19 protein-coding genes are annotated in these 18,846 nt (G+C 63.1%); 12 read left to right on the forward strand and 7 right to left on the reverse strand.

Going from position 1 to position 18,846, the window contains the following annotated elements:
• Nucleotides 1–2 precede the first annotated feature (2 nt).
• The gene (locus tag ASILVAE211_RS02490) at nucleotides 3–737 is read right to left on the reverse strand and encodes an SDR family oxidoreductase (protein ID WP_227319692.1); all 735 of its coding nucleotides are present in this window, start codon (nucleotides 735–737) and stop codon (nucleotides 3–5) included.
• Nucleotides 738–833: 96 nt separating this feature from the next.
• On the opposite strand from ASILVAE211_RS02490, the gene ASILVAE211_RS02495 reads away from it, so the two are divergent.
• The 3 genes from ASILVAE211_RS02495 (at nucleotide 834) to ASILVAE211_RS02505 (ending at nucleotide 2,469) form a co-directional block, all read left to right on the forward strand.
• The gene (locus ASILVAE211_RS02495) at nucleotides 834–1,730 is read left to right on the forward strand and encodes a LysR family transcriptional regulator (RefSeq protein ID WP_227319693.1); all 897 of its coding nucleotides are present in this window, start codon (nucleotides 834–836) and stop codon (nucleotides 1,728–1,730) included.
• Nucleotides 1,731–1,816: 86 nt separating this feature from the next.
• Nucleotides 1,817–2,074, forward strand: coding sequence for a type II toxin-antitoxin system prevent-host-death family antitoxin (locus tag ASILVAE211_RS02500; protein WP_227319694.1), 258 nt, complete (start codon nucleotides 1,817–1,819; stop codon nucleotides 2,072–2,074).
• A complete protein-coding gene (locus ASILVAE211_RS02505; protein ID WP_227319695.1) occupies nucleotides 2,071–2,469 on the forward strand; it encodes a type II toxin-antitoxin system VapC family toxin in 399 nt (132 codons plus the stop codon). Before ASILVAE211_RS02500 ends, ASILVAE211_RS02505 begins: the two co-directional genes overlap by 4 nt.
• A gap of 6 nt (nucleotides 2,470–2,475) precedes the next feature.
• Here ASILVAE211_RS02505 and ASILVAE211_RS02510 read toward each other — a convergent pair whose 3' ends face one another.
• From ASILVAE211_RS02510 to ASILVAE211_RS02535, 6 genes are all read right to left on the reverse strand, one after another.
• Nucleotides 2,476–3,090: a LutC/YkgG family protein gene (locus ASILVAE211_RS02510; RefSeq protein WP_227319696.1), complete on the reverse strand. Its 615-nt coding sequence runs from the start codon at nucleotides 3,088–3,090 to the stop codon at nucleotides 2,476–2,478.
• Nucleotides 3,054–4,460, reverse strand: coding sequence for a lactate utilization protein B (locus ASILVAE211_RS02515; protein WP_227319697.1), 1,407 nt, complete (start codon nucleotides 4,458–4,460; stop codon nucleotides 3,054–3,056). Before ASILVAE211_RS02515 ends, ASILVAE211_RS02510 begins: the two co-directional genes overlap by 37 nt.
• Nucleotides 4,457–5,200, reverse strand: a complete 744-nt coding sequence (locus ASILVAE211_RS02520) for a (Fe-S)-binding protein (protein ID WP_227319698.1) — start codon at nucleotides 5,198–5,200, stop codon at nucleotides 4,457–4,459. The genes ASILVAE211_RS02515 and ASILVAE211_RS02520 overlap by 4 nt, the downstream gene beginning before the upstream one ends.
• 9 nt (nucleotides 5,201–5,209) lie before the next feature.
• Nucleotides 5,210–6,064, reverse strand: a complete 855-nt coding sequence (locus ASILVAE211_RS02525; protein ID WP_227319699.1) for a fumarylacetoacetate hydrolase family protein — start codon at nucleotides 6,062–6,064, stop codon at nucleotides 5,210–5,212.
• A 116-nt stretch (nucleotides 6,065–6,180) separates the two neighbouring features.
• A complete protein-coding gene (rhaI, locus tag ASILVAE211_RS02530) occupies nucleotides 6,181–7,494 on the reverse strand; it encodes an L-rhamnose catabolism isomerase (protein ID WP_227319700.1) in 1,314 nt (437 codons plus the stop codon).
• Between the two features lie 5 nt (nucleotides 7,495–7,499).
• Nucleotides 7,500–9,608 carry a bifunctional rhamnulose-1-phosphate aldolase/short-chain dehydrogenase gene (locus tag ASILVAE211_RS02535; RefSeq protein ID WP_227319701.1) on the reverse strand — a complete coding sequence of 703 codons (2,109 nt, stop codon included), beginning with the start codon at nucleotides 9,606–9,608 and terminating at the stop codon, nucleotides 7,500–7,502.
• Nucleotides 9,609–9,800: 192 nt separating this feature from the next.
• Here ASILVAE211_RS02535 and ASILVAE211_RS02540 point away from each other — a divergent pair, with 192 nt between their 5' ends.
• The 9 genes from ASILVAE211_RS02540 to ASILVAE211_RS02580 all read left to right on the forward strand — a co-directional run bounded on the left by ASILVAE211_RS02540 (nucleotide 9,801) and on the right by ASILVAE211_RS02580 (nucleotide 18,846).
• The gene (locus tag ASILVAE211_RS02540) at nucleotides 9,801–10,622 is read left to right on the forward strand and encodes a DeoR/GlpR family DNA-binding transcription regulator (RefSeq protein WP_227319702.1); all 822 of its coding nucleotides are present in this window, start codon (nucleotides 9,801–9,803) and stop codon (nucleotides 10,620–10,622) included.
• A gap of 64 nt (nucleotides 10,623–10,686) precedes the next feature.
• Nucleotides 10,687–11,694 carry a rhamnose ABC transporter substrate-binding protein gene (gene rhaS / locus ASILVAE211_RS02545; RefSeq protein WP_227319703.1) on the forward strand — a complete coding sequence of 336 codons (1,008 nt, stop codon included), beginning with the start codon at nucleotides 10,687–10,689 and terminating at the stop codon, nucleotides 11,692–11,694.
• Nucleotides 11,695–11,801: 107 nt separating this feature from the next.
• The gene (locus ASILVAE211_RS02550; protein WP_227319704.1) at nucleotides 11,802–13,286 is read left to right on the forward strand and encodes a sugar ABC transporter ATP-binding protein; all 1,485 of its coding nucleotides are present in this window, start codon (nucleotides 11,802–11,804) and stop codon (nucleotides 13,284–13,286) included.
• Nucleotides 13,279–14,277 (forward strand): ABC transporter permease, encoded by a 999-nt coding sequence (locus ASILVAE211_RS02555; protein WP_227319705.1) that lies wholly within the window; start codon nucleotides 13,279–13,281, stop codon nucleotides 14,275–14,277. Before ASILVAE211_RS02550 ends, ASILVAE211_RS02555 begins: the two co-directional genes overlap by 8 nt.
• Nucleotides 14,274–15,278, forward strand: coding sequence for an ABC transporter permease (locus tag ASILVAE211_RS02560; RefSeq protein ID WP_227319706.1), 1,005 nt, complete (start codon nucleotides 14,274–14,276; stop codon nucleotides 15,276–15,278). The genes ASILVAE211_RS02555 and ASILVAE211_RS02560 overlap by 4 nt, the downstream gene beginning before the upstream one ends.
• 10 nt (nucleotides 15,279–15,288) lie before the next feature.
• A complete protein-coding gene (gene rhaM, locus ASILVAE211_RS02565) occupies nucleotides 15,289–15,603 on the forward strand; it encodes an L-rhamnose mutarotase (RefSeq protein WP_227319707.1) in 315 nt (104 codons plus the stop codon).
• A gap of 4 nt (nucleotides 15,604–15,607) precedes the next feature.
• Nucleotides 15,608–16,993 (forward strand): FGGY-family carbohydrate kinase, encoded by a 1,386-nt coding sequence (locus ASILVAE211_RS02570; protein ID WP_227319708.1) that lies wholly within the window; start codon nucleotides 15,608–15,610, stop codon nucleotides 16,991–16,993.
• 3 nt (nucleotides 16,994–16,996) lie between these two features.
• Nucleotides 16,997–18,007 carry an EF-P lysine aminoacylase EpmA gene (gene epmA, locus ASILVAE211_RS02575; RefSeq protein ID WP_227319709.1) on the forward strand — a complete coding sequence of 337 codons (1,011 nt, stop codon included), beginning with the start codon at nucleotides 16,997–16,999 and terminating at the stop codon, nucleotides 18,005–18,007.
• A gap of 74 nt (nucleotides 18,008–18,081) precedes the next feature.
• Nucleotides 18,082–18,846, forward strand: coding sequence for an SDR family NAD(P)-dependent oxidoreductase (locus tag ASILVAE211_RS02580; RefSeq protein WP_227319710.1), 765 nt, complete (start codon nucleotides 18,082–18,084; stop codon nucleotides 18,844–18,846).

Genomic DNA, 18,846 nt, shown 5'->3' on the forward strand with positions numbered 1-18,846 from the left:
CGTCAGACCTGCGTCGCGGTCGGGCGCACCACGATTTCGTTCACGTCGACGTCGCCCGGCTGTGCGATGGCATAGAGCACGGCCCGGCCGATGGCGTCCGCCCCAATGGCTGTCTTGCGATAGGCGATCATGCGGTCGCGGGCCACCGGGTCCGTGATCGTCTCGGCCAGTTCGGATTCCACCACGCCCGGGTAGATGCAGGTGCAGCGGATGGTGCCGTTCTCCTTGCGCAGACCTTCCGAAATCGCGCGCACGGCGAATTTCGTTGCGGAATAGACGGCGCCTGTCGGCTGCACGACGAAGCCGCCGATGGAGGAGACATTGATGATCTGCCCAGACCCCTGCGCCTCCATGCGCGGCAGCACGGCGGCGATGCCATGCAGCACGCCACGGATATTCACGTCGATCATCCAGTTCCACTCATCGACCAGCAAAGCCGATAGCGGCGACAGTGGCATGACGCCGGCATTATTGACGATGACATCGACCCGGCCGAATTCCTGCACCGCATAGGCGACGAAGGCTTCGACATCGTCACGCATCGTCACGTCCAGCGCGCGGACGCGCACGCTGCCGCCGCCAGCGGTAATCTCGGCCGCCAGTGCCTCCAGCTTGTCCACCCGCCGCGCCCCCAGCACCACACGCGCACCGGCTGCCGCCAATATGCGCGCCGTGCCTTCGCCGATGCCGCTCGACGCGCCGGTGATCAGCACGACCTTGTCTTGAACCTTCTGCATCTCGCCCTCCTTGATGATGTCAGCCTCAGAATAGGTATCGAAGGATCATCCGATTAGATGCTATGATCGAGATGAGACGTTGAGCAGGATAAAACGATGAACCCGACGGGCCTGGATGACCTGGCGGCCTTTGCAGCCGTCGCGCGAACGCTGAGCTTCACCCGTGCGGCGGCCGAGTTGCAACTGTCGACCTCGGCGCTGAGCCACAAGATTAAGGGGATGGAGGGCCGCCTCGGCATCCGGCTGTTGCAGCGGAGCAGCCGCAGCGTTTCCGTCACCGAAGCCGGTGCGCAATTGCTGCGTACCCTGGCGCCGGCGTTGGAGGAGATCGGCGGCGCGCTGGACCGGCTGGGGCAGGAGCGGGGGGCCGTGGCCGGCACGGTGCGCATCACCGCGACCCGGCACGGCTATGAGACGGTGATTCGCCCCATTTTGCCGGAATTCCTGGCCAGTCATCCCAAGGCGGGGGTGGAGGTGCTGATCGACTACCAGAAGCGGGACATTATCGCCGAGCGCCTCGATGCCGGCATCCGCATCGGTGAGAAGCTGGACCAGGACATGATCGCCGTCAGTGTCAGTCCGGAACTGCGCATGGCGGTGGTGGCCTCGCCCGCCTATCTGGCGGCGCGGGGCGTGCCGCAGGTTCCGGCCGATCTGATGCAGCATGCCTGCATCAATGCCCGCATGACGGCTGGCGGCGCGACGCTGGAATGGGAGTTCGAGCGCGAGGGACGGGTGCTCGACATCCGGGTGCCGGGGCCGCTGACCTTCAACGAGCCGCTGGTGATGCTGGACGCGGCCGTGGCCGGGCTTGGCATCGCCTATGTCATCGAAGGCTCGGCGCAAGCCTATATCGCGTCCGGCCGGCTGGTGCGGCTGCTGGAAGACTGGCTGCCGCCCTTTCCGGGATATTTTCTCTATTACCCGTCGCGCCGCCAGATGCCAGCGGTGCTGTCGGCGCTGGTGGCGACGCTGCGGCGCAGACGGGAGTAAATGTAGTCACTTGGTGACCTCAATGCGCCACCATGCTAAGCTTGGAGAGAAGGCCGAGTACATCCTCATCGTAAGGGAGCGCGCCGTTGGAACTATCGATCCGTGAAGTCAAAGCGCGTTTCGCCGAGGCCGCCGCCGCTGCGGCGCGCGGGGAGCGTGTGATCGTGACCAAGCATGGCGTGCCTTTCGTCGCCCTGGTTGCCGTCCAGCCGGCAGCCGGAATGGATTTCGAAAAGGCTGAGCGCATTCGTCGCCAACTCGGGCTGGATGGCGTCACTGTCACAATGCCGGCCGATTTCGATGACCCGGCTTTCAGCCGGCAGGTGCTTGGGCTGGACGAGTGAGGCTGCTGCTCGACACACATATCGCCGTTTGGGCTGCGCTCGATCCCGATGCGCTGACCGCGGCGGAACGCAGATTGATGGCGGGGGTCGACAGTCCGCTTGTGCTTTCAGCAGTGTCGGTATGGGAACTTCGCCTTAAATGGCACAGTTTTCACGTTTCGGGCGGGCGCAAGGGTCCGCTTGACCCCGCGACGATCATTGCTTTTGCTGAGGCGATCGGCTGGGAATTTATATCTTTGACAGCCCGGCACGCCGTTACAGCGCTGGCTGACCCGATCGGTCACAAAAATCCGTTCGATGAATTACTGCTTGTCCAGGCACAAGCAGAAGACATGCGCCTGCTGACGCGAGACGCCAAGTTGGCTGGCCATCCCTTGGTCGTGCCAAGCCTGTAAAGCAGGTTAGGCAAACACAACCGTCAGGCTGCGCACGCCCTGCGCGCCGCGAATCAGAACGCCTTCGATATCGGCGGTGGCCGAAGGGCCTGTCATCAGCGACACGTAATTTGCGGATGTAAAGTCATCGCGCAGATAGGCGTCTGCGATGCCGGGGATGATGGCAGCCGGGTCCAGCAGCACGACCAGATGCTGCGCGAGGTAAGCAATAGTATTGACGCGCAATTCGCGGTCGCTGAGGAAGACTGATCCGGTCTCGGCCACGCCGAAGCGCGCGCGCACGATGCCGGTATGCACGTCTTTCAGACCGCCGGGCGATGCCACGTCATCCGTTCGGGAAAATTCCGGCAATTCATCGGTGGAGCTTCTGATCAGGCGGCCGCGCCCCAGGCGGGCGCGGAGGAACGGCCCCAGCGGCTCGCCCGCCGGCAGATGCACGCATTGCCCACCCATCACCGCCAGATTGGTCGTAAAAACCTCCAGCAGATCGCCCATGACGCCGGGAAATTGCGGCAGGGTGGGCAGTGGGAAGTCGCCCTCGGGCCTGCGGGCGCGGATGCGCGCCAGAATATCGTCACGCGCGCTCACGGCTTTTTCGCCGGACGGTTGCGCGCGGCCCATGCCGCAAAACTCTCCTGTGGGGCGGCGGGCACTTCACGGTCACGGCCCCAGGAATTGAGCTTGCTGTAGAGCAGCGCGCGCGGCAGGTAGCGCACCGCCAGGCGCGCGGCGCCGGTCGCCAGCCGGTACAGGCGCGGGGAGGCCAGAACATGGCCGGCGATGCGCAGCGACAGACTCTTGTTCTTCGGCAGCAATCCGCGCTCGGCAATCACCCGTCGCCATTTATAAAGCTGGTCGTGGATATTGATCTTGACCGGACAAACATTGGTGCAGCTGCCGTTGAGCGTGGAGGCGAATGGCAGGGTGGAATAGCGCACCGGGTCGTAAGATGGGTTGATGATGGCGCCGATGGGGCCGGAATAGACGGCGCCGTAGCTGAGGCCGCCGGAACGACGATAGACCGGGCAGGTATTCATGCAGGCACCGCAGCGAATGCATTTCAAACTGGTCCAGAAATCGTCCTCGCCCAGTCTTTGCGACCGGCCGTTATCGACGAGGATGATATGCATCTCCGCCCCCACGCGCGGCCCCCGAAAATGCGAGGTATATTGCGTGATGGGGGAACCCAGCGCACTACGCGACAGCAGGCGCACGAAGACGCCCAAGTCCGCTTGACGCGGTACGAGCTTTTCGATTCCGGCCGAGACAATGTGCACTTTCGGCAGATTGGCCGACAGATCGGCATTGCCCTCATTGGTGCAGACAACGACGGCACCGGTTTCCGCCACCAGAAAATTAGCGCCGGTCATGCCGATATCGGCATCCAGCATCAGCGGCCGCGTGGTGACGCGCGCATGTTCGGCCAAGGCATGGGGGTCGGCGTTATTCGGATCGCCGCCGATGGTGCGGGCGAAGACCCGTGCGACGTCCTCGCGCAGCTTATGCACGGAAGGCACGACGATATGGCTCGGCGCTTCCCCGTCCAATTGCTGAATGCGCTCGCCCAGGTCGGTCTCCGTCGTGGTAATGCCATGGCGCGCCAGATAGGGCACCATCTCACATTCCTCGGTCAGCATCGACTTTGACTTGGCAATCGTCTTTGCCTTGTGGTCGCGCATGATGCGCAGCACGATGGCATTGTGTTCCTCGGCGTCGCGCGCCCAATGCACGGTCACACCCCGCGCCGTGACCTGCGCCTCGAACTGCTCCAGATAATCCGCCAGGCGGCTCAGCGTATGTTCCTTGATGGCGGAGGCGAGGCTGCGCAGCGCCTGCCATTCGGGCAGGACATGCATCTGTCCGTCACGCTTCTGCCGCAGCTCCCACAAGCGCCGGTCATGAAAGGCCAGATGCGGCGTATCGGCCACGAAGGCCGCCGCCGCACCGGCATGGTCGACCGGCTTTGATTTGTCTCCGGCAGACGCGCTCATGCCCGCGCTCCGTTCAGGATTTGCGCGATATGGATGAAGCGCAGCGGCACCCCGGCGCGCTTGGCACAGCCCTGCTGGTGCATGAGGCAGGAGGTATCGGCCGAGACGATGTACTCCGCCCCGGCCTGTTCATGGTCGCGCACCTTGTCCAATCCCATGCGGCCGGAGACGGCATCTTCGGCGACCGAAAAGGTGCCGCCGAAGCCGCAGCATTCATCGGGCCGGGCCGGCGTCACGAATGCGATGCCGCGCACGCCGCGCAGCAGATCCATTGGCTTGGAGAAGGGCGTCTCCCCCAGTTCACTCATGCTGGCGGTGCGCAAGCTGCGCAAGGTGCCGCAGCTATTATGCAGCCCGACCTTGTGCGGAAATTCCGCCCAGGGAAAATCCGAGACCTTCAGAACATCATGCAGATATTCGACGAGTTCATAGGTATGGGCACGAAGATGCCGCACGCGGTCGGTTTGCGGCACGGCATCCAGATGCTCGCGCAGATGATGCACGCAACTGCCAGACGGCATGACGACGGCATCGAAATCGCCAAAGAGATCGACGAAATGCGCCTCCACCCCGGCTGCCGCGCTTTGGCAGCCATTATTCGCCATGGGCTGGCCGCAGCAGGTCTGCCCCTGCGGATAGACGACATCGACCCCCAGCCGTTCCAGCAGCTCCAGCGTTGCAATGCCGACTTCGGGGAAGAAGGCATCGATGAAGCAGGGAATGGCCAGGGCGACGGTCATCGGCTCAGACTACTTGGCAGACCAGGCAACGACGTCCTGCCGCTGCTCGCCCAGCTTTTCGATGCCAAGCGTGATGACATCGCCGGGCTTGAGATAGACGGCTTCGGGTTTCATGCCCATGCCGACGCCGGGCGGCGTGCCGGTGGTGATGATATCGCCGGGCAGCAGGGTCATGAACTGGCTGAGATAGGAAACGAGGGTCGCGGCACCGAAGATCATGGTTTTGGTGTTGCCGGTCTGCATGCGGCGGCCGTTCACGTCCAGCCACATATCCAAGGCCTGCACGTCACCCACTTCATCCTTCGTCACCAGCCAGGGGCCGGTAGGGCCGAACGTATCGCAGCCCTTGCCCTTGTCCCAGGTGCCGCCGCGTTCCAGCTGCCATTCGCGCTCGGATACGTCATTGATCAGGCAATAACCGGCGACATGATCGAGTGCCGACGCCTCATCCACATATTGCGCCTTGGTGCCGATAATGATGCCGAGCTCCACTTCCCAATCGGATTTCACCGAACCCTTGGGGATCACAACCGTGTCATTCGGACCGCAGAGGGAGGTGATGGCCTTGGTGAAGACGATCGGCTCCTTCGGGATCGGCATATTCGATTCCGCCGCGTGATCGGCATAGTTCAGGCCGATGGCGATGAACTTGCCGGCATTCTTCACCGGCACGCCATGGCGCGGGCTGCCTTCGACCAGCGGCAGGCTGGTGGGCTCCAGCGCCGCCAGCTTGGCGAGGGAGATGGGGGAGAGCACGTCCGGCGTGATATCGGCGATGACGCCCGAAAGATCACGAATCTGGCCGTCAGCGTCCAGAAGGCCAGGTTTTTCCGAGCCCGAGGGGCCAAAACGCAGCAGTTTCATGGAATTCCGTCTCCCGTTTCCTGGGCCTGCGCCCGTTCGGGGTGATTATTGGACCCGAGAGGGTCAGCCGACAACCCGCCGGCCGCCCGTCCCGGATCAAAGCCAGCGGAAGACCGTTACACAATCCCGCCTGAACCACCTGCCTTCGCCGGGCGGATGCGCGTCACGGCCGAGCGATAGCCGCTGGCGCGATAAGCGCCCACCGGGTCGATGGCGGCATCCTTGCGCAGCCGCGCCATGGCCAGGATGGGCTGCACATCGGTGGTAAAGGCGCGCTTCAGCGTCTGGCTTGCCATCATCGGGTCATTCGCGTCCTGAAAGCCTTCCAGCGCTGCGCGATCCACCAGAAGCGCCTGGGCATAGGCGCGCTGCACTTCCACGGCACTCGTCATCAGGCTTTCGATCGGATCGGTGACGTTATGCGACTGGTCCAGCATATAGGAGGGCGCGAAGCCGGGTGCTTTGCGATATTCGGCATCCACCAATTCGTTGAAGACGAGGAAGAGACGATAGGGTTCGATCGCTCCGGCATCCAGATCGTCATCGCCGTATTTCGAATCGTTGAAGTGAAACCCTGCCAACTTACCGGCATGAACCAGCCGCGCCACGATCATCTCGATATTCACATTGGGCGCATGATGGCCGAGATCGACCAGGCAAAGGCAGTTATCGCCCACCGCCTGCGCGGCGAGGAGAGAGGAACCCCAGTCCTGAATCACGGTCGAATAGAAAGCCGGCTCATACATCTTGTGTTCAAGGAACAGTTTGAAACCACCAGGCACGGCCGCATAGACGGTTGTGACGCTGTCGATATAACGCTCAAACGCCCGCGTGAAGTTGGACTGGCCCGGGAAGTTTGACCCATCACCCAGCCAGATGGTCAGCGCCGGAGCGCCGATCTTGGCAGCCAGCTCCGCGCAATGGATGTTGTGTGCCACCGCCTGCGCCCGCACGGCCGGGTCGGTATGACTCAGGCTGCCGTATTTATAGGACAGCGGATGCAGCGCATTGCCGGGGTGGTCCTGAAAGGTGTTGGAATTGACGACGTCAAAGCCAAGGCCGAGGGCGCCCGCGAATTCCGTCAACCCCTTGTAGTCGTCTACCTCATCCCAGGGGAAATGCAGCGAGACGGTTGGCGTGGCGCCGGCCAGACGGTTGACGACCGCGCAATCCTCCAGCTTGTCGAAGATATTGCGCGGCTCGCCCCCCATGGGAAAGCGCGCGAAACGGGTGCCGCCGGACCCCACCGCCCAGCTGGGCGCGGCAACGGCGAAGGCCGCGACGGCGCGGGTGATCGCCTCGATATCGATGCCGCGACGGTCGAGCGCGCGGCCGAGCGCGTCATAGTCTTCCTCAACGCCCGCTGTCAGCGCGGCGTTCTCGCTTGCAATGAAATCCTGGTCCAGCGCCGGAGAGATGATCTGATCCATGATGCTCACCGCGAAAAGGCGTTGGCGTTGCCGGCATCGATATTGATGATATTGCCGGTGGATTTGGAGGAGATTTCGGAGGCGAAGAAGGCGATGCCTTCCGCGATATCCTCGGGGTACACGCTGCGCTTGAGCAAGGACCGCTGGCGGTAGACTTCGTCCAGCTCCTCCAGAGAGGATTTCTGGTAGGAGGCCGCGCGCTGATCGCCCCATTCACCCTTCCAGATGCGGCTGCCACGCAGCACGGCGTCAGGGTTGACGACATTGGAGCGGATGCCGAGCGGCGCGCCTTCCAAAGCCACGCAGCGGGACAGATGCAGTTCCGAGGCCTTGGCCGTGCAATAGGCGGACGCGCCGGGGGAGGCGACCAGGGCGTTCTTGCTGGCGACCATGATGATGGACCCGCCGATGGCCTGATCCTTCATTAGCCTGAAGGCTTCGCGCGAGGTCAGGAAATAGCCGGTGGACAGGATATCGATATTCTTCTGCCACAGGGCCAAAGACGTATCTTCCAGCGGCGCGGCCGAGGCGATGCCGGCATTGCAGACGCAAACGTCCAGGCCGCCGAAGGTGGCCGCCGTCTCCCGGAAGGCCGCGATGATGGCGTCCTCCTTGGTGACATCGGCCCAGACCGTGCCGACAGTATCGGCGCCAAAGGTTTTCGCCAGTTCCTGGCGCGATGTTTCCAGCACCTCGCGGTCGATATCGCAAATCATGACGCAGGCACCGTCCTGCATCAGCCGGCGGGCAGAGGCCATGCCGATACCGCCGGCGCCGCCGGTGATGAAGGCGATCTTGCCGGCCAAGGAGCGGGGCTTGGGCATCCGCTGCAGTTTCGCTTCTTCCAGCAGCCAGTATTCGATGTCGAAGGCTTCCTGCTCTGGTAGACCGCGATAGGTGGAAATGGTGGAAGCGCCGCGCATGACATTGATGGCATTGCGGTAGAATTCGCCGGCAATGCGCGCGGTGGCCTTGTCGGCCGCGAAGGTCAGCATGCCGATGCCGGGGATGAGATAGACGACCGCATTGGGGTCGCGCAGCTTCGGGCTATTGGCGTGTTTGCAGCGCTCGTAATAGGCCGTGTAGCCGGCACGATAGGTTTCCAGCGCTGCCGGCAGGCCGGGCAGAAGGTCCGCCACCGTCTGGGTCGCGGGATCGAAATCCAGCACCAGCGGCGCGATCTTGGTGCGCAGGAAATGATCGGGGCAGGAGGTGCCGAGCGGCGCGAGCGCCGCCAGGGCCTTGGAGCCGACGAATTCCAGCACTTCCGGACTGTCGTCGAAATGCCCGAGCTTGAGCGGGCCTTCACGGCTGATCAGGCCGCGAATGACCGGCATCAGGCTGGCGGCGACCGCGCGCCGTTCTTCCGGTGCCGCCGGGGCAATGCGCTCACCACCGAATATCACTTTGCCACGGCTGCGCTCGGCCAGGAAGGCAATCGCCTTATTGATGGTGCCGACCGTCGTTTCGTAGCAATCTTTCTGCGTCTCGCCCCAGGTGAAAAGGCCGTGCGCTTCCAGCACGAGGCCCTTGGCCTTCGGGTTCTCATCGGCAAATTTTTTGAGCCAAAAGCCAAGTTCAAAACCCGGCCGGCGCCAGGGCACCCAGCCGATCTCATCGCCGAAAATCTCCTGCGTCAGGGCGCGGCTGTCGGCGGAGGCGGCGATGGCGATGATGGCATCCGGGTGGACGTGATCGACATGCGGGTGATTGATGAAACCATGCAGTGCGGTGTCGATGCTGGTGGCACGCGGATTGAGGTTGAATGTGCAATGATTGTACAGGCCGACCATTTCGTCTTCCTGGTCGGTGCCTTTATAGATGCCGCGCAGCGCATGGAGCTTGTCCATGTAGAGCGTCGCGAAACCATCCAGCTTGATGCTGCCGATATCGCCGCCCGAGCCTTTCACCCACAGAACCTCGACCGTCTCGCCGGTCAGCGGATCGCGCATGGCGATTTTGGACGATGTATTGCCGCCGCCGTAATTGGTGATGCGCTTGTCGGAGCCGAGCAGGTTAGACCGGTAGACCAGCAAGGCCTCAGGGCTCAGCCCCGCTGCCGTCGCGTCATCCCACCGATTTTCAAGCACAGATACTTGGTCGTGCGCGTCCATTCGATCCTCCCGCTGGTCCGTTTTTCACCGGTAGATGCGGCCGGTTTCCGCTAAGCGTTATGTCTCTCCTAGCCCCAACTTCGGTCATGATCAACCATCTTCGATAAAAAACGATCATTATCTGAAAGAACATGCTTGACGGATGCGCGATTCTGACGCTTCCTGCGGTCAAATCCGGGGAAACAGCCATCTGTGCTTGAGCGTGAGCGCCATCGCATCATTCTGAATCTGGTCGAGGACCGCTCGGTCGTCTCGGTGACGGAGCTTGTCGAACTGCTGGTGGCCTCGGAAGCCACCATCCGGCGCGATATCGCGGCCATGGCGGATCGGGGCGAACTGCGGCGCGTGCGCGGCGGGGCAGAAGCTTTACGGCCACGCCACCAGGCCCATCTCGGCGCCGTGCATTTCGCGACGGAGGAGCGGGTGTGCTTCGCCGAAAAGCGCGCCATCGCCCGCGCGGCAGCGGCTTTGCTGGAAGACGGCGATAGCATCGTCATCAATGGCGGCACCACCACCTACCGGCTGGTCGAATTTCTGGACGATCTGAAGCTCGATATTCTGACGAATTCCTTTTCGCTGGCCTCGGAACTGATGCAGGGCAATCGTCATCGCATCACCATTCCCGGCGGCACCATCTATCCGCAGCAGAATATCGTGCTCAGTCCTTTCGACCATGACACGACGAAGCATTTCGCGGGCCGGTTATTGCTGACCGGCTGCTATGGGCTCAATAGTTTCGGCATGATGGAGACCGATCCGCTGATCGTGCAGGCGCAGATCAAGCTGCTGGAATGCGCCGAAAAGCTCGTTATTCTGGCGGACAGCCGCAAGCTGCGCCAGCGCTCCTCCATGGTTGTGGCCCCCCTCACGCGGATCACCACGGTGATCACCGATAGCGGGGCGGCGCCGGAGGATTTGGAGGTTCTGCGTGCGGCCGGCATAGAAACGATCGTCGTGGAACCGGACGAAACGGGCGTCGAGCCCGCAGTAAAAGGACTGTTGCACGTCGCCTAGTATTCGCCGCAAGATGATCGCCTAAACGACGAAAAACGTCGAAACAATAAAGGGAGGAATGATCATGGACCGTAGAGGATTCATCAAGACCACGGCTGCCGTTCTGGGCGCGGCCGCAGTCCCGGCAGGCTTTGCCGGCTCGGCGCGCGCGGCGGGCGAAATTCGCGTCGGCCTCGTCGCGAAGTCCCTCGGCAATGGCTTCTTCGTCGCCGTTGACAAAGGCGCGGAAGAGGCCGCCAAGCAGATCGGCAATGTGAAGATCATCTTCACCGGCCCGACCTCGACCACGGCGGAAGGGCAGATCGAGGTCATTCAGTCGCTGATCGATCAGCATGTCGATGCCATCGCGATTTCCGCCAATGACCCGGATGCGCTGGTGCCTATCTGCAAGCGCGCCATGGCGCGCGGCATCAAGGTCATTTCCTATGATTCCGCGGTCGGCCAGGATGGCCGCATCGTGCATGTGGCCCCGTCTTCGGATGAGCTGATCGGCCAGGCGCTGGACAAGCTGGCCGCCGCCGCCGCGCCGGACGGCAAGGGCAAATTCGCCATCGTCTCCGCGACACCGACCTCGACCAACCAGAATGCCTGGATCGCGGTCATGAAGAAGTATTTGTCGCAGTATCCGGGACTTGAACTTGTCTCCACCGTCTACGGCAATGATTTGGCCGATGACAGCTACCGCGAAGCGACCGCGCTGCTGCAAAAATATCCGGACCTCAAGGTCATCGTCTCGCCCAGCTCCGTCGGCATCGTCGCCAGCGCCAAGGCCGTGGAAGACGCCAAGAAGGTCGGCCAGGTCTATGTCACCGGCCTCGGCCTGCCGTCCGAATGCGCGGGCCATGTCGAAGCCGGGTCGATCAAGAGCTTCGCCATCTGGAATCCGATCGATCTTGGCTATGCCACGACCTATGTCGCCGTCGATCTCGTCAATGGCGCCAAGGGACCGGGCAACAGCCTGCCGGACGGCCGCATGGGCAAGATCAGCTTCGACGCCAATGGCGTCGGCGCGATGGCCGTGCCTTTCACCTATGACAAGTCGAACGTCGAGCAATTCGCGAAGATCTTCTGAGCAAAGTCATCCCCGGGTGCGGCCGGCAAGGCTTGACCTGGGGATCTACCCGGACGGGTGGATGCGCGGGTCAAGCCCGCGCATGACTAACAAAGGTGAATGCTCTCATGAGCGAACCGATACTCAGCCTGGCGGGTGTCACCAAATCCTTTGCCGGCGTGCGCGCTTTGGTAAAGGGCGAGATTGACCTCTATCCTGGCGAAGTCACAGCGCTGATCGGCGAGAATGGTGCCGGCAAATCCACGCTCGTGAAGATTCTCACGGGCGTGCACCATGCCGATGGCGGCGACATCCGTTTCAATGGCGAGCCCGTGCATATCGGCTCGGCCGATAATGCTGGCCGGCTTGGCATCAGCGCCATTCACCAGGAAGCGGTGGTCTTCGACGATCTGTCGGTCGCCGAGAATATCTTCGTCACCGACCGTCCGCGCAAGCGCGGCATGGTTGACTGGGCGACCATGCGCGAGCGTGCGCGCGTCATTCTGGCCGAGCTTGATCCGCGTATCGATCCGCGCATGCCCATGCGGCAGTTGAGCGTGGCTCAGAAGCATCTGGTGCAGATTGCCCGCGCGCTGTCCAACGAAGCCCGCATCGTCATCATGGATGAGCCGACGGCTGCCCTCTCGCATCGCGAGGTGGAAGAGCTCTTCACCATCGTGCGCCGGCTGAAGGCGGAAGGCCGCGCCATTCTGTTCATCAGCCACAAATTCGAGGAAATTTTCGATGTCGCCGATCGCTTCGCGGTGTTTCGCGATGGCGCGGCGGTGGGGCAGGGGCTGATCCGCGATGTCTCCCGCGACCAGCTGATTGCCATGATGGTCGGCCGTTCGGTGGATCAGGTTTTTCCGAAGACCGTTGTTCCCATTGGCGAGGAATTGTTCCATGTCGCTGGTCTGTCGCGCGGCGAGGAATTCGCCGATGTCAGCTTCGGCCTCAAGCGCGGCGAGATTCTGGGCGTCTATGGTCTGGTCGGTGCCGGCCGCAGCGAAGTCATGCAGGCGATTTTCGGCCTGACGCGGCCTGATCATGGAGAGATCAATCTGGAAGGCCGCAGCCTGAAAATCCGCGCGCCGGAAGATGCCATTGGCGCCGGCATCGCCTATGTGCCGGAAGATCGGCAGATTCAGGGCGGCATTCTGCGCTTTCCCATCGCCAGCAATATCGCCCTGCCGTCGCTCAGCCATCTGTCGCATCGCGGCTTCATGCGCCGGGCGGATGAGCGGGCGCTGGCCGAGGATTATGTGACGCAATTGCAGATCAAGACCTCCGGCGTCGGCCAGCGGCTGGAAGAACTCTCGGGCGGTAATCAGCAGAAAGTCGTCATCGCCAAATGGCTGGCCACCAATCCGCGTGTGCTGATCATGGATGAGCCGACCAAGGGCATCGATGTCGGAGCCAAGACGGCCGTCTATCGCTTGATGGGCGAGATCGTCGCGCGCGGCCTTGGCATCATCATGATCTCCTCCGAATTGCCCGAAGTGATGGGGCTGGCGGACCGTATTCTCGTCATGCGGCGCGGCCGGCTGCGCGCGACATTCACGCGCGCGGAAGCGACGCCCGAAAGCATTGTGAAGGCAGCAACCGATGCCTAAGATTTTTGGCGCCCGCCGTGGCCTGCCGCATGAAGTGGGGCTCGGCCTGCTGACGCTCGCCTTGTTGGCGCTCGTCACCATCGCCTTTCCGCGTTTCCTCGTCATCGACAATCTCAAATCTCTGGTCGATGACACGGCCCTGCTGATCATGCTGGCGGTGGGGGAGATGTTCGTGCTGCTGACGCGCGGGGTTGACCTGTCGGTCGCGGCCAATGCGGCGCTCACCGGCATGGTGGTGGCGCTATTCAATGCGCATTATCCGGGCGCGGGCATTCTGCCGGTGATCGTCATCGCCATCGTCATGGGCGCGGCCTTGGGCCTGTTCAACGGCTTTCTGGTCTGGAAGGTGCGCATTCCGTCCATCGTCGTCACGCTCGGCACGCTCTCGGTCTATCGCGGCTGCGTCTATCTGGTTTCGGGTGGTGCCTGGGTGAATAGCGGCCAGATGTCGCCCTTCTTCCTCAGCTTCGTGCGCTTTCCCATTCTCGGTATTTCCGTGCTGAGCTGGATCGGCCTGCTGGTCGCGGTGCTGGCCTTCCTGTTCCTGCGCTTTACGATAGCAGGCCGCAATCTTTATGCCGCAGGCAATAACCCGAATGCGGCCGGCTATGCCGGTATCGATGTCGGGCGGATGCAATGCCTGGCCTTTGTGCTCTCGGGCGCGATTGCGGGCCTCGCCGGTTATCTTTGGGTGGCGCGTTTCGCCGTCGCCTATACCGATGTCGCTTCAGGCTTCGAGCTTCAGGTGATCGCAGCTTGCGTCATCGGCGGCGTTTCCATCACCGGTGGCGTTGGCGGCGTGGTCGGCGTCGTCATCGGCGGCTTGTTTCTTGGCATCATCAAGAACGCGCTGCCGGTCGTTGGCATCTCGCCCTTCTTCCAGATGGCCGTCAGCGGCTTCGTCATCACCGTCGCTGTCATTCTGAACGCCGGCAGCTACCGCAAAAATCACGGCCGCAAGATATTGGAACGCGCGGAGGCCTCGTCATGAGCACGCTCTCCTCCTCAGTTCAGGCGCGCGAGCCAGCGCGCAAAGCTTTCGGCTGGAAGAAGCTGCTGCGCTGGGAAACGCTGCTCGGCCTCGTCGTCATCCTCGACTTTCTGCTCAATGCGAAACTCTCACCCTATTTCTTGAGCCCTTGGACCCTCTCTGACGCCAGCTTTAATTTTACCGAGCGCGCCATTATGGCGCTGCCTATGGCGCTGCTGATCATCGCGGGTGAGATCGATATTTCGGTCGGCTCCACCATGGCCATGGCTTCGGTGCTGATGGGTCTTGTCGCCCAGGCCGGTTTCGGCACGCCCATGGTCTGCCTTACCGGCGTCGTCGTGGGATTGATCGCGGGCGGCATCAATGGCGTGCTGGTCACGGTTTTTCGCGTGCCGTCCATCGTGGCGACCATCGGCACGCTCAGCCTGTTCCGTGGCGTGGCTTACGCCGTCATCGGCGACGGCGTGCTGAAATCCTACAAGCCGGATTTCGCCTATTTCGGCCAAGGCTATGTCTGGGGGCCGGTGTCCTTCGAACTTGTCCTGTTCCTGGTTCTGGCGATCATCTTCGCGATCGTGCTGCATACGACCGTCACCGGCCGGCGTATTTTCGCCATCGGCGCCAATCCGATCGCGGCGCGCCTCTCGGGCATTCGCGTCGATGCCTATAAATTCTGGATTTTCGTTCTCCTCGGTGCCGTCTCCGGTCTGGCCTCGGTGTTGCTGACCTCGCGCCTTGGCTCCACCCGCCCATCCATCGCGACGGGCTGGGAGCTGGAAGTCATCACAATGGTCATCCTGGGTGGCATTTCCATCGATGGCGGCCAGGGTTCCATCCTTGGCGTCGTGCTATCGGCGCTGCTCATCGGCTGCGTCACCTTCGGCTTGTCGCTGCTCAATGTGCCGGGCATCGTGCTGGCCATCGTCACCGGCGGGCTGTTGATCGGCGTCGTCGCACTCTCCTCCATCGTCGGCTATTCGGGCCGGCGGCGGCGGCATTAGGGCGCGGGCCATGGAACAGGTCGCCTTTCGGATGCAGCTCAATGCCGGGCAGGCAGCGGAGTATACCCGCCGGCATGACGCGATCTGGCCCGATCTGGTGGCGCTGCTGCATGAAGCCGGGATCAGCGATTATTCGATTTTCCTTGATCCCGAAACCCACGCGCTGTTTGCCGTCCTGCGCCGCAATGTCGATCACCGCATGGCGGAACTGCCGGCCCATGAGGTGATGCAGCGCTGGTGGCGGCATATGGGGGATATCATGGCGACGAACGCCGATTCCTCGCCGGTCGTCGTGCCGCTCACCCCTGTCTTTCACCTGGATTGAGCGCATGTCTGCTTTGGTGGCCGTGATCGATATCGGCAAGACCAATGCCAAGCTGATGCTGGTGGAGGAAAGCGGTCGCACGCTCTGGTCGGCCGAGCGGCCGTCGCCGGCCGTAGCCACGCCGGATACGGCACCTTTCATGAAGCAGCTTGATGTCCACGGCATCGAATCCTGGCTGATCGCGCAACTGGCAGCGGCACCGGACAAGCATCGCATTCGCGCTATCGTACCAGTAGCCCATGGCGCGGCCATGGTGCTGGTTGGGCGCGACGGCGCGGTGCTTCTGGCGCCGGACTATGAAGACAGCGTCTATGATTCGGTTCTGCCCGCCTATCGCCTTGTGCGGCCGGATTTCGCGGAAACGCTATCGCCGGGCCTGCCGGCCGGGCTCAATCTCGGCACGCAGATTTTCGCCGTGCAAAGCCTGCTGCCGGCGCTTTTCCTCCGCACGCAATACATCCTGCCCTATCCGCAATATTGGTCCTATCGGCTGAGCGGTGTGGCGGCCTCCGAAGTCACCTCCCTCGGCTGCCATACGGATCTGTGGAATCCTGCCAAGGCGGGCTTTTCAACGCTGGTGGCGCGGCAGGGCTGGGGGCCGCTGATACCGCCCATTCATCCGGCGCGGGCGGCGCTGGGGCCGGTGCGAACAGAGATCGTGCGGGCCGCTGGCCTGCCGGACGATTGCACGGTCATCTGTGGCATTCATGATTCCAACGCCTCCTATCTCTCCCATCGCGTGGCGCGGGATGCGGCGGAAAACTTCTCCGTCGTTTCCAGCGGCACTTGGTGCATCATCCTCGCCAAAGGGGCCGATCTGGCGCTGCTGCATGAGACGGAAGACATGCTGGCCAATGTCGATGCGCTGGGCGTGCCGACCCCCACGGCGCGCTTCATGGGCGGGCGGGAATATGCTGCCATCGCCGGGGAAGCCGGTCGTGCCGTGCCGCCCGATGCGCCGGCATTGGCCGAAGTGCTGGCGGCGGGGGCCATGGCGCTGCCCAGTTTCGCGCTCGCCGGTCCCTGTCAGGGCAGGGAAGGCAAGCTGATCGCGGATCAGGGCCTGTCGGCCGCCGGCCGCGCGGCGCTGGCCACGCTGTACTGCGCGCTGATGGCCGATTTCATTCTCGATCACCTGGGGACCGCCGGGGCCATTCTGGTCGATGGGCCTTTCGCCGCCAATCCGCTCTTCCCCGGTCTGCTCGCCAGCCTGCGCCCGGCTGACAGCGTGCTGCCCGGCGGCACGCGCGGCGGCATTACGGCCGCCGTGCTGTGGCTGGCGGGTTTCGCGCCGCCGCCGGAGCATCACGCCGCGGGGGCCGCGCCGCTGCCTCAGGCGGAAGACCTGCGCGCCTATCGTGATCGCTGGCGGGACATGCTAACCGCCTGAGGCATGGCCTCCTTACCCGTCTGGCATCCTGAAAGCCTCGCCGCCCGGCAGCCCTTCCTGCGCCGGCGGTCCCTGTTGCTGGCCGCGACCCGCGCCTTCTTCACGGCGCGCGGCTATACCGAGGTCGAGACGCCCTATGCGGTGCCGGTGCCGGGGGAGGAGGTGCATCTCTCGGCCTTCCGCACCGAACGCATCGGGGTCGATGGCAGCCGCACGCCGCTTTTCCTCAATACCAGTCCGGAATTCGCCATGAAGCGCCTGCTGGTGGCGGGCGCGGGACCGATTTTCCAGATCGCCCGTGTCTGGCGCAATGGGGAGGGTAGCCGCCGCCATGCGGCCGAATTCACTATGCTGGAATGGTATAATCCCGGTGCCGGCATGAATGATCTGATGGCAGAGACGTCGGCCTTCCTGCGGGCCGTGCTACCGCCCGTGGTGACATCCCAGGGCATCACGACCGATCTGTCCCACATGGAACACCTGACGGTGGCCGATGCCTTCCGCCGCCATTACGGCGCTGATCTGCTGGACAAGGCGGGGGATGCGGCGGCGCTGGCGGCCTCCGCCGGGGTCGGGCTGCGTCCCGGCGAGGATTGGGAGGACTTATTCTTCCGTCTGCTGCTGGCCAAGATCGAACCCGCCATCGGTCAGGCCAACCCCACCTTCCTCACGCATTGGCCGGCAGCCCAAGCGGCGCTGGCGCGGCGTGACCCGGCCGATCCGCGCGTGGCCGAGCGGTTCGAACTCTTCGTCTGCGGCATGGAACTGGCCAACGCCTTCGTGGAACTGACGGACGCCGCCGAGCAGCGCGCGCGCTTCCTGGAGGATCGCGCTCGGCGCCGCGCCATTTACGGCGATGAAGGCTGGGCGCTGGACGAGGATTTTCTGGCAGCACTCGAACACGGCATGCCGCCCGCCGCCGGCATCGCACTCGGCTTCGACCGTCTGGCCATGATCGCCTCGGGCGCGGATCGCATCGATCAGGTGCAATGGCTGCCGGAGCGCGAGGCCTAGCGACAGGCCCTTCAGGCCGGTGATAGGCTTCTCCTGCCCGGCCTATGGCTCGGCCAAGCCATAGGAGGAACATCATGGCACAATCAATCGATCACGGACGCCGCCTTGCCGGAAAGGTTGCGGTCATTACGGGCGGGGCCAAAGGCATCGGCCGTGCGACGGCAAAGCTTTTCGCCGAGCAGGGCGCGAAGGTCGTCATCGGAGACTTGAGTTTTGAGGACGTCACCGCGACCGCTGCCGCTTTGTCGCCCGAGGGCGATGTTGTCGGCGTCGTCTGCGATGTGCGGCATGAGACGGATATTCAAAACCTGATGGCGACAGCCGTTAACCGCTTCGGTCGTCTGGATATTCTGGTCGCCAATGCCGGCATTATTCCGGAAGCCTTTCTGGCCGATGCGACCGCAGAGCTTTGGGATGACACCATGGCGGTCGATGCGCGCGGCATGTTTCTGTCGGCCAAATATGCGGGTCTGGAAATGGTCAAGGCCGGGTCGGGTGCGATCGTTTTGCTATCATCCATTTCCGGTCAGATCGGCCAGCTCGGGCAGGTGGTCTACGGGCCGGCGAAATTCGTGGCCTCAGGCTTGACCAAGCATCTGGCCATCGAACTGGCGCCCAAAGGCGTGCGCGTCAATGCCGTGGCACCCGGCACGATCGAGACACCGGCGGTGGCCGCAATGTCGCCGGAAGGCATTGCGAAAGGCATCGCCAAGCATCCTTTGGGCCGTATCGGCAAAGCGGAGGAGGTTGCCTGGGGCATCCTGTTTCTGGCCTCCGATGAGGCGTCTTTCATCACCGGTGCCATTCTGCCCATCGACGGCGGCTTTCTGGCGCAATAG

This window comes from Acidisoma silvae, assembly GCF_020618775.1.
Classification (GTDB): domain Bacteria; phylum Pseudomonadota; class Alphaproteobacteria; order Acetobacterales; family Acetobacteraceae; genus Acidisoma; species Acidisoma silvae.

What these genes read in the sequence shown, in the direction of transcription:
- ASILVAE211_RS02490 (WP_227319692.1), bottom strand. Translation starts at nt 737, where the DNA reads ATGCAGAAGGTTCAAGACAAGGTCGTGCTGATCACCGGCGCGTCGAGC.
- ASILVAE211_RS02495 (WP_227319693.1), top strand. Translation starts at nt 834, where the DNA reads ATGAACCCGACGGGCCTGGATGACCTGGCGGCCTTTGCAGCCGTCGCG.
- ASILVAE211_RS02510 (WP_227319696.1), bottom strand. Translation starts at nt 3,090, where the DNA reads ATGGGCCGCGCGCAACCGTCCGGCGAAAAAGCCGTGAGCGCGCGTGAC.
- ASILVAE211_RS02515 (WP_227319697.1), bottom strand. Translation starts at nt 4,460, where the DNA reads ATGAGCGCGTCTGCCGGAGACAAATCAAAGCCGGTCGACCATGCCGGT.
- ASILVAE211_RS02520 (WP_227319698.1), bottom strand. Translation starts at nt 5,200, where the DNA reads ATGACCGTCGCCCTGGCCATTCCCTGCTTCATCGATGCCTTCTTCCCC.
- ASILVAE211_RS02525 (WP_227319699.1), bottom strand. Translation starts at nt 6,064, where the DNA reads ATGAAACTGCTGCGTTTTGGCCCCTCGGGCTCGGAAAAACCTGGCCTT.
- rhaI (WP_227319700.1), bottom strand. Translation starts at nt 7,494, where the DNA reads ATGGATCAGATCATCTCTCCGGCGCTGGACCAGGATTTCATTGCAAGC.
- ASILVAE211_RS02535 (WP_227319701.1), bottom strand. Translation starts at nt 9,608, where the DNA reads ATGGACGCGCACGACCAAGTATCTGTGCTTGAAAATCGGTGGGATGAC.
- rhaS (WP_227319703.1), top strand. Translation starts at nt 10,687, where the DNA reads ATGGACCGTAGAGGATTCATCAAGACCACGGCTGCCGTTCTGGGCGCG.
- ASILVAE211_RS02550 (WP_227319704.1), top strand. Translation starts at nt 11,802, where the DNA reads ATGAGCGAACCGATACTCAGCCTGGCGGGTGTCACCAAATCCTTTGCC.
- ASILVAE211_RS02555 (WP_227319705.1), top strand. Translation starts at nt 13,279, where the DNA reads ATGCCTAAGATTTTTGGCGCCCGCCGTGGCCTGCCGCATGAAGTGGGG.
- ASILVAE211_RS02560 (WP_227319706.1), top strand. Translation starts at nt 14,274, where the DNA reads ATGAGCACGCTCTCCTCCTCAGTTCAGGCGCGCGAGCCAGCGCGCAAA.
- rhaM (WP_227319707.1), top strand. Translation starts at nt 15,289, where the DNA reads ATGGAACAGGTCGCCTTTCGGATGCAGCTCAATGCCGGGCAGGCAGCG.
- ASILVAE211_RS02570 (WP_227319708.1), top strand. Translation starts at nt 15,608, where the DNA reads ATGTCTGCTTTGGTGGCCGTGATCGATATCGGCAAGACCAATGCCAAG.
- epmA (WP_227319709.1), top strand. Translation starts at nt 16,997, where the DNA reads ATGGCCTCCTTACCCGTCTGGCATCCTGAAAGCCTCGCCGCCCGGCAG.
- ASILVAE211_RS02580 (WP_227319710.1), top strand. Translation starts at nt 18,082, where the DNA reads ATGGCACAATCAATCGATCACGGACGCCGCCTTGCCGGAAAGGTTGCG.